The sequence below is a fragment of the Saccharothrix sp. ALI-22-I genome (assembly GCF_001984175.1).
In the GTDB taxonomy this organism is placed as follows: domain Bacteria; phylum Actinomycetota; class Actinomycetes; order Mycobacteriales; family Pseudonocardiaceae; genus Actinosynnema.
The window spans coordinates 565666-578335 of sequence record NZ_MTQP01000069.1 but is presented as its reverse complement, the minus strand read 5'-3'; the positions used below and the strand labels follow the sequence as shown (position 1 = coordinate 578335).

The following is a 12670-nucleotide window of genomic DNA, read 5'->3' as shown; positions in this document are numbered from 1 at the left end:
GCGCCATCGGTGGCCACGGCACCTCGTCCTGGCTTTCCCCGGTGGCCGGCTATGCCGCCGACATCAGCCGCCGAACGACCAGAAGATGAACTCGCATGACCAAATCCCGCGACACCACCGAGGCCGCCTTCAACAAGCGTGCCGCCTCCTACGACAGCAACTCCTGGCACATCGGCTACGCCCGACGGCTCGTCGAACTCGTCGCCCCCACGCCGGGCATCCGAATCCTGGACGCCGCAACCGGGACCGGGTTCGCCGCGATCGCTGCCGCCCGCGCCACCGGACCCGCCGGGCGCGTGGTGGGCGTGGACATCTCCGCAGGCATGCTCGACCGGGCCCGGCAGTCGATCACCGCAGCGGGCCTGACGAACATCGACTTGGTCCAGGCCGACGCCACATCGCTGCCCCACTTCGCGGATGCCTCGTTCGACTTGGTCCTCTGTTCCGCCGGTCTGCTCTACCTGCCCGTCCAGGCCGCGCTTCGTGAATGGCACCGGCTGCTGGCGCCCGGCGGGCTCATCGCGTTCTCCACCATGCGGGAAGGATTCCCTGTCGGGGCGAGGCTCTTCCGTGAGCAGGCCCGCCGCTACGGCCTGGATCTCACCGACCCGGCCACGCCCTTGGGCACGGAATCGCGATGCGCCCACGCTCTGCGGGAAGCCGGCATCACCCCGACGGCCCCGGTTGCAGAGACCGTCCAGTTCTCCCGCGGCGACCTCGAACACGCCTGGGAAGCCCACGTCCACGGCCCGCACCACGACGCCATCGCCACCCTCGTCCCCGAGCAAGTCCAGGCGTTCCAACACGACTACACCAGCGCGTTGGCCGACCTCTTGCGCGACGACGAGGACCGCCTCCTGAACCCGGAGGTGATCTACGCCTTCGGCCGCAAGCCATCCCCACCTACGGCTGCGGAACCGGCACCTACAGACCCCACCGAGCCGACCGGAGCAGACCCATTCCAACAGTTCTGATATCTGACGTCGCCAGAGCGCACCTCGGCGACGTTCATCGAGGACGCCTATCGGCGTGCGGCGTCCTCCACGCTGTCCGAGCTGGCCGGAGAGGGGAGATCCGGTGGCGGCTGCGGATGGCCGCGGCCCAGCGGGAGGTGTGGACCGGCACCCCGCTGCGGCGGCCGCCGGCGGAGAAGGCCGGCCTGGAGATGTCCGCGGCCTCGGTGTCGGCGTTGTTCACCAAGGAACCCAGCCAGATCAAGCTGTCGACGCTGATCGCGTTGTGCACCGCCTTGCCGTGCACTCCCGGCGATCTGTTCGAGGTGGACACGACACCCGGTGGAGCGGCCCGCCGTGCCGCCGGGGTGTGCGGCAGGCAGGTCTTCGACACGGACCACGAGATGTCCCTTTCAGGTCGAGGCAAGAGGAGTCCGGTTTCATCCGCCATCGGGCTCGTCGTCGACGACCAGGGCCTTCGTGAGGGTGGTGACGGTCGGCGCCAGGTCGACGTTCCAGATCTCGTCGAGCATCCGGCTGCACCGCGCTGCCGTCGTCAGCGGTTCCACCATCGCCGCGAACTTCTTCTCGAACTGCTCATCGGTCATCGGCGTCCGGTGGCCACCGGGGGCGTCGTGGACCTCGCGGACGAGCTCGTCGCCGGAGGTGAGGCTGATGGTGACCCGGTTGGGGATGCGGGTCGGCAGCATCGCCGTGAGAACCGGGTCCTCGCGAACCTCGACGCGGGCCATCAACGCCCCGACGGCGGGGTCGGTGAGCGCGTCCGGATCGTACGAGGACGCCGTCAACTCCCCGTCGACGAGCACACGGGCCACCGTGTACGGGAGGCTGTGGTCGGCGGTCTCGCGAGTGGTGGGGCGCCACTTCTCCGGGTCCTTGCCCAGGATCGTCCAGCCGATGTGCGTGGTGTCGACGACGATGCGGTCGATCTCGTCGAGGTCGGCGATCTTCTGGCGCAAGGCGAGCGTCGCCCACACCGCTGTCTGCATCTCACCGTTGGTCGGCAGCAGTTTGGTGAGCGTCCGGGACACGGCGTACGGGCTGCCGGAGGTGTGCGGGAACCCGTGTGGCTCCAGGACGAAGGAATCGCTCACCTGTCGCATGAACCCCATCTCGCCCTCGAAGATCGGCGCGGGTCCGGTGAACCCTTCCCTGGCCAGCCAGGCCGAGAAGACACCATTCCTGGCGGCGTTCGGCGCGGAGGAACCCTTCCACGACGACAGCTCGCCTGCCCGGACCTGACGCATCGCGATGTGCCCGTTCAAGGCGATGTTGACCGCCTGGGTGAGCTGTTGAGCGTCCAGGCCCATGAGCTTGCCCGCGGCGAGGGTGGCGGACACGAGCACGTAGTTCGCGTGGTCCCACCCGCGGCGGTAGAGGTTCGCGGCGTCCTGCAGTTGGACCTGTACCTCGTAGGCGAGCGCGATGGCTGTGACGAGGTCCCGGCCGGAGCGCCCTTCGGCCTCGGCAACCGCCAGACATGCCGGGATGTTGTCGCTGGGATGTCCGGGTTCGAGCCCGAGGTAGCCGTCGTTGAAGTCCAGGTGGCGCACCATCGTCCCGTTGACGAACGTGGCGACGTCCGCGGTGGCGCTGTGCCTCGTGCCCAGTACGGTCGACGGGCCCGGGGGAAGGGCACGTGCGAGACGTCGCGCCGCGCGGCTGGGCTCGGCGTTGAACGCGCCGAGCCCGCAGCCGAGGGTGTCGACCAGGCGTTGCCGGACCGTGTGGACCGCGTGCTCGCTGAGGTCGTCGAAGCGCAGTGCAGCCGCCCAGGAACCGAGGTCGTCAGCGATCACGGTCGGCTGACCGCTTGATCGGCATGCGCGCGAGCGGGACGTGGTGCTGGCCGGCGTGCATGTCGCGGTCCCGGAGCGATCCTTGGCTGATCGGGCGTGGAAAGGAGATCTTCACGACGTTGAGCGACGGGATCCGGAACATCTGGACCGTGCTCTCCTCGACCCGGTAGAGCTCCGCGATCACGCGCTCGTTCAGGAAGGACTCGTCCGCGGCGATCCGGTAGCCCTCGGCATCGCGCATGAACAGCTCCATGGTGACCCAGAACGGGCCTGCGTTCTTGGACCGGACCTCGTGGGCGAGATCCGCCAGGGTGGTCTCAGGCATCGGTGTTCTCCCCGATCTCGGTCCGGAACAGGCTCGTGGGGTCGTCGCAGTCGACGACGTGGTTCAGCACGAACTCGTACGCCGCGCCGCGCTCGACCTCGGCGGGCGAGGACGCGAACGCGAGGCTCGGCAGGTAGTCCATCGCCGGCGTCGGCAGGTGCAGCATCAGCGGGTTGGCGACCTTGGCGATCGCCGTGGCCGTCGCCTGGTCGGGCGCGTTGACCAGCAGCATCACGCCCACCTCCCGCGGCGGCCCGATCTCGGGTTCGAGGTCGTCCAGCACCGCGTTGTGGCCGTAGAGGCGGAGGTCGAAGGCGTACTCGTCATCCGCAAGCCCCAGCGTCTGGTCCACCCGCTGAGTGATCATCGTGCGCATCAAGTCCGCCCAGGCGTCGATGTCGGCGAGGATGAGGGGGTCTCGGATCGCGGTGAACGACATGGTCTCGTAGCCGGTGATCCGGGCGCCTTCCAGCTTGATCGTGTACTGGTCGGCGACGTGGAACCTCGACCCCTCGACGCGGACGATCCGGCCGTCGACCGCGGTGTACCGCGCGTCACGGACGTCGAGGGTGCCGTCGGGCTCCCGCATCTCGAACGGGTTCGCGGTCTCGTAGAGCATGTGAGCGGCCACCGAGATCGGCGTGCACGACACCGCGGGGTCGAGCGGCTCGATGGTGAAGCCGTCTGCGTCGATGGTGGCGAGGACTCCGCCCGCGCGCGGGTTGTCGGTGCACTGACCGCCGCACTCGACGATCTTGGCGGCGTGCCACGTCGGCCCGGCCGGCATCCCCTTCATGAGCGGGTAGGCGGCAGCCACCGCCGTGTCGGTGGCCCGGCCGGCGAGCACGACCTGGGCACCGGCACGGAGTGCCTGGACGATCGGTTCGTGGCCCATCGCTCCGACGATGCGGGTGCAGCTCTCAAGGGTCTCGGCCCGCAGCTGTCCCAACGGCGGTAGCGGGTGGATCCGGCCCGCGTCGAGGTGCTCCTTCAACTCGGCCGCGTTCTGCTCGCTGTAGATCCGCGCGACCTTCAGGCTCAGGCCCTCCTCCGCCATCACCTCGGCGGCGATCCCGGCGACCCAGTCGACGCCGCTGTCGGTTCCGCTCGTACCGCAGGAGCCCACGATCACGGGTATGCCCGCGCCGGCCGCGGCCGTCAGCAGGCTGCGCAGGTCGCGTGCCACCGCCTTGGCCGTCGTCTTCGGGGTCGCGGAGCCGAGGTAGTAGGGGCCGGAGTCCGTTGACCCGGCGTCGATGCTGATGACGTCGGCACCCAGTGCGATGCCGCGCTCGATCGTCGCGTGGTCCCACCCGGCGCCGAGCATGCCGCTCGGCGACAGGACCCGGACCGACTTGACGGGTTCGCTGTCCATGTCCCTCTTTCTCTCCGTGTCAGTTCACCGGGAACTGTGCTCGGCCTTCGAGCGCCGCCACGAGCTCTTCGGCCCCTCTGCGCCCTGCGGCGGCTCGTGCTTCGGCGGTTTGCCCGGCCATGTGGGAGTAGACGACGATGCCCTCGACGCCGCGCAACGGGCTGCTCGGCGGAAGCGGCTCCTCGCTCACGACGTCGAGTGCGGCGCCCGCGATCTCTCCCGCCCGCACGGCCGCGACGAGCGCGTCCTCGTCGACGATGGGGCCACGCGCGGTGTTGACCAGCAGCGCGGTCGGCTTCATCTGCTTGAACGCCGACTCGCCGAGGAGGCCTCGGGTCCGTTCCGTGAGCGAGGTGTGCACCGAGACGTAGTCGGCGGTGGCCAGCAACTCGGGCAGATCGACGAACCGGACCGAGGGGGCGCTCCGCAGCCGCGCCGGCACGTTGGTGGTGCAGACCACGCTCATGCCGAAGGCGCGAGCCAGCGGCACCACCGCCCGCGCCGACGCGCCGTAGCCGATGAGTCCGAGGGTCGACCCGCGCAGTTCGCGTCCGTCCTCACGCGGCCAGGCCTCCTGCGCCACACCGTGTGCGGACTGCACGAGACGTCGGGCGCCCGCGAGCAACAGACCAATGGTGTACTCGGCGACGGCGTTGGCGTTGATGCCGGGCAGGTTGCTCACGCTGATCCCCAGCCGGGCCGCGGCGGCGACGTCGACCGAGTCGTAGCCCACACCCGTCCGCACGATGACCCGCAGCCTCGGCGCGCGGGCGAGGACGTCGGCCGTCAGCGGTTCGTTGGCCACCAGCGCGGCGTCGATCCCGGCGAGCGCCGCCACGAGCTGCTCGGGATCGCGCCGACCGACCATGGGCAGGTGCACGGTCTCCAACCCGGAGCGCCTCAGGAACTCGTCGACCTCGTCGCCGGGGCGGAGGTAGTCCGTGGTGATCAGCACGCGGGATGCCGTCACAGGACACGACCGGAGGAAGACCGTCGTTGCAGGGCACTGATGCGCGCGACCACCAGCACGCCGATGACCGCGATGATCGCCACGTGGATCAGCAGCAGGGACCAGCTCGTCAGGTCGACCATGCCGCCGACCACCGCCGGCCCCAGGAAGCCGCCACCCACCCATCCGACGGTGTAGAGACCGGTATAGGTACCGACCACACCGTCGGACGGGGCGAGGTTCCACAGGACGACGACCGCGTTGACCAAGAACGAGGACGCACCCGCTGCCGCGACGCACAGACCCACCACCGCACCGGCTGGCGTCTGCACCACGGTGCCGAGCACCAGGCCGGCCGCGAACACCGCCATCCCGGCCATCATCACGCGCAGCCGGCCGAAGCGCTCCGCGAGCAGCGCCACCGGGTAGGCGGCCACGATGAAGGCCACCCCGCTGGGCAGGGTCAGCCCGCCCGCTTCGCCGCGGGACAGGTCCAGCACCTCCATGCCGTACGGCGTGATGAGTGCCCGGGAGGCGGCCCACGCACCGCCGAAGACGAGGATGGACACGATGAGCAACAACCTGCTGCGGTTCGGATCCCGCACGATGTCGAGCACGACGTCCCGCACCCGCACCCGCACGTCCGCTGACGCCGTACCCTGCCGCTCGCGGTCCTCGTCGAGTGCCGCCTGGTAGGCGGGGGACCGGCTGTCCCGCAGCTTCGCGGCGAGCACGACCACGGACGCCACCATCAGGACCGAGGGGATCGCGAACGACGACCTCGGGTAGTCGTCCATCAAGAAGACGCTGATCAGTGCCGCGACCATCACCGTGAGGCTCGACGCGATCTTGACCGCCGCGTTGGCCCTGCTGCGCCGCTCGGGTGGGATGTAGTCCGGGAGCAGGGACTCGGCGATGGGCTTGAACGAGTTCGCGACCAACGCGTAGGCGAACATCACCAGGACCAGCAGTGGCAGCGCGGCCGCGGCGTGCGGGATGGCGAGGAACAGCAGTGCCGCCAACGGCATCCCGACGACGAGGTACGGGATACGTCTTCCCCACGAAGTACGGGTGTTGTCCGACCGGTTGCCCATCCACGGCTGGACGAAGATGCCGAGCAGGTTGTCCATCCCCATGAGGAGACCGACGAGCGCGGCACTGCCGATGTGCTCGCGGAGCAACGGCGGTACCTGCGAGTCGTAGAGGTTCCACGTCGACTCCTGCGCGAAGACCGCAAGAGAGACCAAGAGCGTGATCCGTCCCGTCCGCGTGCGCTGGCCGCGCATCGTCGTCGACATGGGCACCTTCCCTTCACCACTGCCGTTGTGGCGAGCACAACGCTACGGTTGCTATAGCAAGATGGTCAAGAGTTGCAAGTGAACTTTGCCATGGCAGATAGACTGCTCGCATGGCGGATGAGACGTTGAAGGGCCTGACGGCCGGCACCCTGGCCGACCGCGCGTACCGCGCCATCCGCGACGCGATCACGATCGGAGAACTACGTCCCGGTCAGAAGGTCACCGAACGGGGGCTCGCCGAGCGGTTGTCGGTCAGCCCGACGCCGGTGCGCGAGGCCATCCGGCGCCTGGAGCAGGACGGCCTGCTCGAACGAACGGGGCCGAGGACGGTGCAGGTGGCCACCTTCGGCGACATCGCGATACAGGACCTCGCCGAGGTCGAGGTGGCCCTGCGCGGGATGGTGGCCCGCTTCGCCGCCCGGCACGCGTCCCCGGAGCAACTGGACCAGCTCGACGCCATCCTCGACGAAGCCGACGACCTGCTGATCCTCATCAAGCAGCGCCAAAAGGCCGGACAGGAGCTGTCGCGGCACCTCGGCCGGCTGCTCGACGCCATGCAGCGCTTCAACGAGGTCGTCGAGTCCTGCGCCGGCAACCCGGTCCTCGTGCGTCTGCTCGACCAGACCCGGGTGTTCTCGTGGCCGGAGCGCCGGGCCAGGCTGATCGAACGGATCAGCCACGACACCGAGTTCGGCCTGCACCGCTACACGAGCCATCGAGCGCTCGTGCGGGCGTTGCGGGTGGGTGACTCGGCAGCGGCCGAAGCGCTCGTGATCGAGGACGTCCGTGGCGGGCTCGGGGACCTGCTCGCCGCACCCACGACACCGGCGACGGCTTCCGTTGCCCAGTCCTGAGGGACCGCCAGGACGCCGGTGCAGTCGTTGGACTGCGGTTGGGAAGCACTCGGCCTGTCATGACACCACCGTCACCGTTGGGTGCTGGGCGGCGATCTCGGCGGCGATCGCCGTGCCGAGACCCGCGGTCGTCCCGGAGCTGCCGAGGTCGGGAGTGAGCACCTCCGGTTGCTCGTCGAGCACGCTCTCGATCGCGGCCACGACCCGCGCCGCCGCGGCGTGCTCTCCCAGGTGGTCGAGCATCATGGCGCCGCTCCAGATCTGACCAACCGGGTTGGCGATCCCGCGTCCGGCGATGTCGGGAGCCGAGCCGTGAACCGGCTCGAACAGGCTCGGCCAGGTGCGGTCCGGGTTGATGTTGGCGCTCGGGGCGATCCCGATCGTCCCCGCGCACGCCGGCCCGAGGTCGGAGAGGATGTCCCCGAAGAGGTTGCTGGCGACGACGACGTCGTACTGCTCGGGGTGCAGGACGAACTTGGCCGCGAGGATGTCGATGTGGTCCTTGTCCGCGACCACGTCCGGGTACCGCTCCGCCATCGCGGCCGCGCGCTCGTCCCAGTACGGCATCGTGATGGAGATGCCGTTGCTCTTGGTCGCCCACGTCAGGTGCTTGCGTGGCCGGGAGTCGGCCAGCTCGAACGCGTACCGCAGCACCCGGTCAACCCCGGTTCGGGTCATCACGGTCTCCTGCACGACCGTCTCGCGGTCGGTGCCCTCGAAGATCCGGCCCCCGATGCTGGAGTACTCGCCCTCGGTGTTCTCGCGGACGACGAGGAAGTCGATGTCGCCCGGTTCCTGGTCACGCAGCGGGCTGCGCACCCCGCGCAGCAGCCGGACCGGCCGCAGGTTGACGTACTGGTCGAACTCACGGCGGAACTTCAGGAGGCTGCCCCACAGCGACACGTGGTCGGGCACGACCTCGGGCCACCCGACCGCGCCGAAGAAGATCGCGTCGAAGCCACCGAGCACCTCCCGCCAGTCCGGCGGCAGCATCTCGCCGTGCCGCACCCAGTAGTCGGCGCAGGCGAACCCGAACTCGACGGTCTCCAGCTCGAACCCGTGGGTCTCCGCGGCGGCCCGCAGGCACCGCAGCCCTTCCGGGACGACCTCACGTCCGATGCCGTCGCCCGGGATGACCGCGATGCGGTAACGGTGGGACACAGGCGCTCCTCCGGCCTCGTCGACAGTGCACGCGCCCGGTCCGGCCGGCGGGTGCGCCTCCACCTTTGTCGGCGGGGAACGCCACAACAAGAACGCTCAGGGCAACTTATCCTTTCGCTCATGGAAAGACACCGGCTCCGCACCCGCCGCGGTGCGACGCGATGACCACCTCGATGGACGACCTCCACTTCTTCCAGGTGGTCGCCTCCAGCGAAACGCTCACGGCGGCCGCCCGCGAGCTGGACTGCTCCCTGCCCGTTGTCAGCAAGCGCCTCAGCGCCCTGGAACGCCGGCTCGACGTACGTCTGGTGCACCGCGGCACGCGCCGGCTCGCACTGACCCCCGAGGGGGAGGTCTACGCCGCGCGCTTGGAGACGATCCTCGACCAGGTCCGCGAGCTGGAGGACTTGGTCACCCATCGTTCCGGCGACCTGCGGGGCTCCATCGTGGTCCAGGCGACCCTGGGCCTCGGACGCGCGCACGTGGCGCCGTTGCTCGGCGAGTTCACCGCCCTGCATCCCCGGCTGAGCATCCAGCTCCGCACGACGGCGCTGCCCCTGCGTCCGCACCGACGCGAGTTCGACATGGCCGTCCACGTCGGAACACCCCCGGACTCCTCATTGCGGATGCGCCGACTGGCGAAGAACCGTCGAGTTCCCTGCGCCGCACCGTCCTACCTGGAACGGAGGGGAACGCCCGAACACGTCGAGGACCTTGCCGACCACGACTGCATCGTGCTCCGCGAGAACGAGGGCGACTTCGCCCTGTGGCGCTTCGGCGACGTCGGGAACCCGCGCCAGATACGCGTGCACGGCCGCCTGTCCAGCAACGACGGTGACATCGTGACCGGCTGGGCACTGCAGGGCCGCGGGGTGATCATGCGCTCGGAATGGCAGATCCGGTCTCACCTCAAGAGCGGCGCCCTGGTGCGCGTGCTGCCCGAGGTACCGACACCGCCTGCCGACATCTACGCGCTCCTGTCCGACGACGTCCACGTGCCCCGACGGATCAGCGAACTGGTCGACCACCTGGCCACACGACTACCGGACCGGATCGCCGGCTCCGGTGAGCCGGCGCTTTCTCGTTGAGAAAGGTCGCTTTGCCGTCGACGGCGATCATGCAAAGCCATCGGGCCGGCCTGGGCGACCGGCTGCGTCGTCTCGATCGAGTACCGGCCGGTGGATTCCAGCGGTCGTCGCAACACGGGTGATCAACTGGTTTCGGTCAGGAGTTTAGCCAGGCGCTCGGCTGGGGTGTCCCAGCCGAGTGTCTTGCGTGGGCGGCGGTTGAGTTGGGCGGCGACGGCGGCCAGGTCCTCGGGTGTGTGGGCGGCGAGGTCGGTGCCTTTGGGGAAGTACTGGCGCAGCAGGCCGTTGGTGTTCTCGTTGCTGCCGCGTTGCCAGGGCGAGTGGGTAGACGCGCAGGTCGAGCACGGTGATCATGAGGAACTGGACGGTGCGATCGACCGTCGAGTCCTCGACCGGGTGCCATCCGGACGGGCCTTGTTCGGCTGCCCAGAGGTAGAAGACGGTGTTGGACAGCACGATCAGCAGCAGCATCAAGCCACGGGCCAAATCGGGGGCGAGTGCCCGCTCCCCCTGCTTCACCGAGCCACGTGCCGGTTGCTCGAGTTTGGCCGTGACCGAATGCTAGGAAGATCGCGCGAATGGCGCATCGGCCATCGGTATCGCGTGATCAGCCGAAAGTACCGACGGTCATGACATTCGTGTCCCGGGACGAACGCTGAGGGACACATGGGTTCCTGGGCGGTTCGACACCTGCGTGATCAGCGTGGCGTGGTCGTCGACGCGCGGAGTGGGGCGGCGGTTTTATGGTCGTCCCGGGAGGTGCGCGTGGTCGAGCGGGTGGAGTACTTGCGCGAATGGCCTGCGCGGCGTCACGATTCAGCTTCTTGTGAGCGCGGCTGGGGTAGCGCTCGCAGGTGGGAAGGGGGGCGGTCGCATGACCTCGGAGTCAGGGGTCGACACCGCACAACTGCGGATTCAAGCGGAGCTGGTAAACGCTCTTGAACGCTGCGAGAGCCTGCGCGGCGATAGCAGCCGGCAGATGCTCGCGGGTCTGTTGTCCGACTGGTTCGGTGAAGCGGTGTTCCTGCAGGGGCAGGCGGCGCGACTGCAGTTGCTCGACCTGGTGCGGCAGTGCTGCAAACGGCCGAACGGCCTGGCCGCGCTCGTCGAGGGCGTGACCGCGCTGGATCCCCATACGCCCGAACTCTCCGAACTCGTGCTCCTCGGCGACGAGTGGGCCGCCGCCAGGGCGCTGCCCACGCGGGACTGGGACAAGCTGCGCCAGGCACTGCGCTCGGTGCGGTTGACCGACGACCCCGGCGCGGAACGGCGGCGGCTGCGCCACCTCGCGCGGGTGGCCACCGACGGCAAGTGCGACGACCTGCCGGCCCACTGCGGGTCCGCGTGGTCGGCGTTCCTCCACCTGGCCGATCTCAACGCGGGCCCGAACGCCCTGCCGCCCGCCATGGTCTTCATCGCGTGCCTCGCGGACCAGGTGGAGGACAAGGCGTTGGCCGAGGAGTTCCTGCGCTGGAACTGGCGGTGGGCCGAGCGGTTCGAGGTGACCGACCTCGTGGAACACGCGCACTGGCGCGCGCGGTCGGCGCCGCGCGACGGCGCGGAAGTGGTCTACCTGGTGTTCGAGGTCGATCCCGACCCGGCCGACCAGCACAAGGTGGTGCTGTCCCACTGGCGCCAGTGGGACGCGCCCGGCTGGAACGCGCAACGCCGCGGCGACGTCACGGTGCGCCGCGACGAGTTGGAGCGGGAGATCGACCGGGTCATCGCGGGCCTGGAGGCGGATCTCGGCGTCCGCGCCGAAGGAGTGCGCGTCGGCGCGATCTTCGTGGAATTCGTGCTGCCGTGGGACATGCTGAACACGCCGGTCCAGTACTGGCGCAAAGCCACGATGTCCACCGACGCGGTACCGCTGGCCGTGGATCACCCGGTCGTGTTGCGCAGCCTGGAGCGGATGCGCAACCAGAGGTTCCTGTTGGCCTGGAAGAAGAGGTGGAGCGCGGTGGCCGGCCGGTCCGCCTCGACCCTGCCGTACTGGGGGCAGGCCAACGGCGGGTGGGACCCCACCAGGATGGCGATCGACCTGGGCGCGGACGACAGCATCGTGTCGCTGGTGCTGAGCGAACCGCCGGGTGACCGCGGCGGTCGGGCCTGGCACGAGGCCGCCATGGCGTTCCGGGCTGGAATACCGGTGATTCTCTGGGATCACGAGGACTGCTCGACGACCGGTTTTCACGACGCGGTGACCGCTCTGTTCGCGGATGGCGCGGTCGATCAACTCCCGCATCGAGTGGCGCGGTTGCGGCGTGAAGCACTGCGCTCGAATGCTTCGGATGTCACCCATGCAGGGCATGGAATTGCCGTACTGTGGGATGACGCAGACCGTCTACCGGAACCCCTCGGCGCGTGGTGGGGTTCGCTGGGAGGATCTGAGTGATGCCCGAGGAGCGGGTGGTCGAACGAGAGGACTTATCGGTCACGCATTCATCCGGATCGCCCGATTGGTGGATCTACCGCGGTGTCGGACAGGTGGTGGATCCCGACGTGCGGGACCGGCACTGGCCCATGCCGCCACCGTCGCGTCGCTTCGCGGGTGCCCCGGATCTGCCTGTTCCCGAATTCGACTTGACCGACAGCGCCCGCCATCTCGGCCGCGCCCCGTTCGCCGGGTTCAACCGGCCGGAGGTGCTCAACCGCGTCAACGCCGCGATCGCCCTCGCGCGTCCCCTGCTCGTCACCGGTCGGGCGGGTGTGGGCAAGACCGCGCTCGCCTATTCCATCGCGCGCGAGTTGGGGCTGGGCAGGGTGCTGCGTTGGCCGACAACGCCGCGCAGCACGGTGCAGTCCGCCTTGTACGAATTCGACTCGGCCGGCTGGATTCACGCCGCG

General features: G+C 69.3%; 10 protein-coding genes and 2 pseudogenes. 5 read left to right on the top strand and 7 right to left on the bottom strand.

The genetic code is table 11. The annotated features are described in order from the left end of the window. Positions 1-95 precede the first annotated feature (95 nt). Both ALI22I_RS44720 and ALI22I_RS44715 read left to right on the top strand, forming a co-directional pair. The gene (locus ALI22I_RS44720) at positions 96-974 is read left to right on the top strand and encodes a class I SAM-dependent methyltransferase (protein ID WP_083752474.1); all 879 of its coding nucleotides are present in this window, start codon (positions 96-98) and stop codon (positions 972-974) included. 116 nt (positions 975-1090) lie between these two features. Further along, positions 1091-1222: pseudogene (locus ALI22I_RS44715) on the top strand (helix-turn-helix domain-containing protein); the annotation flags it as partial. A 171-nt stretch (positions 1223-1393) separates the two neighbouring features. Here the strand turns inward: ALI22I_RS44715 and ALI22I_RS44710 are convergent. From ALI22I_RS44710 to ALI22I_RS44690, 5 genes are read right to left on the bottom strand one after another with little or no spacing between them, the layout of a single operon-like run. After that, positions 1394-2773: an MmgE/PrpD family protein gene (locus ALI22I_RS44710; RefSeq protein ID WP_143532767.1), complete on the bottom strand. Its 1380-nt coding sequence runs from the start codon at positions 2771-2773 to the stop codon at positions 1394-1396. Then, positions 2763-3098, bottom strand: a complete 336-nt coding sequence (locus ALI22I_RS44705; protein WP_077011618.1) for a DUF4387 domain-containing protein — start codon at positions 3096-3098, stop codon at positions 2763-2765. The genes ALI22I_RS44710 and ALI22I_RS44705 overlap by 11 nt, the downstream gene beginning before the upstream one ends. Continuing rightward, complete coding sequence (locus ALI22I_RS44700; protein WP_077011617.1) at positions 3091-4473, bottom strand: acyclic terpene utilization AtuA family protein; 1383 nt, start codon at positions 4471-4473, stop codon at positions 3091-3093. The genes ALI22I_RS44705 and ALI22I_RS44700 overlap by 8 nt, the downstream gene beginning before the upstream one ends. A 19-nt stretch (positions 4474-4492) precedes the next feature. Further along, the gene (locus tag ALI22I_RS44695) at positions 4493-5443 is read right to left on the bottom strand and encodes a phosphoglycerate dehydrogenase (protein ID WP_077011616.1); all 951 of its coding nucleotides are present in this window, start codon (positions 5441-5443) and stop codon (positions 4493-4495) included. After that, positions 5440-6720, bottom strand: a complete 1281-nt coding sequence (locus ALI22I_RS44690) for an MFS transporter (RefSeq protein ID WP_077011615.1) — start codon at positions 6718-6720, stop codon at positions 5440-5442. The genes ALI22I_RS44695 and ALI22I_RS44690 overlap by 4 nt, the downstream gene beginning before the upstream one ends. Positions 6721-6830: 110 nt before the next feature. Between ALI22I_RS44690 and ALI22I_RS44685 the strand changes: the two genes are divergently transcribed. Further along, a complete protein-coding gene (locus tag ALI22I_RS44685; RefSeq protein WP_077011614.1) occupies positions 6831-7574 on the top strand; it encodes a GntR family transcriptional regulator in 744 nt (247 codons plus the stop codon). Positions 7575-7631: 57 nt separating this feature from the next. Here ALI22I_RS44685 and ALI22I_RS44680 read toward each other — a convergent pair whose 3' ends face one another. Continuing rightward, positions 7632-8735: a tartrate dehydrogenase gene (locus tag ALI22I_RS44680; protein ID WP_077011613.1), complete on the bottom strand. Its 1104-nt coding sequence runs from the start codon at positions 8733-8735 to the stop codon at positions 7632-7634. A 161-nt stretch (positions 8736-8896) separates the two neighbouring features. Here ALI22I_RS44680 and ALI22I_RS44675 point away from each other — a divergent pair, with 161 nt between their 5' ends. Then, positions 8897-9823, top strand: a complete 927-nt coding sequence (locus ALI22I_RS44675; protein WP_077011612.1) for a LysR family transcriptional regulator — start codon at positions 8897-8899, stop codon at positions 9821-9823. Between the two features lie 122 nt (positions 9824-9945). Here ALI22I_RS44675 and ALI22I_RS48210 read toward each other — a convergent pair. After that, positions 9946-10146, bottom strand: a pseudogene (locus ALI22I_RS48210) (transposase); the annotation flags it as partial. Positions 10147-10697: 551 nt separating this feature from the next. On the opposite strand from ALI22I_RS48210, the gene ALI22I_RS44665 reads away from it, so the two are divergent. After that, complete coding sequence (locus ALI22I_RS44665) at positions 10698-12218, top strand: VMAP-C domain-containing protein (protein WP_143532766.1); 1521 nt, start codon at positions 10698-10700, stop codon at positions 12216-12218. Positions 12219-12670: the final 452 nt, after the last annotated feature.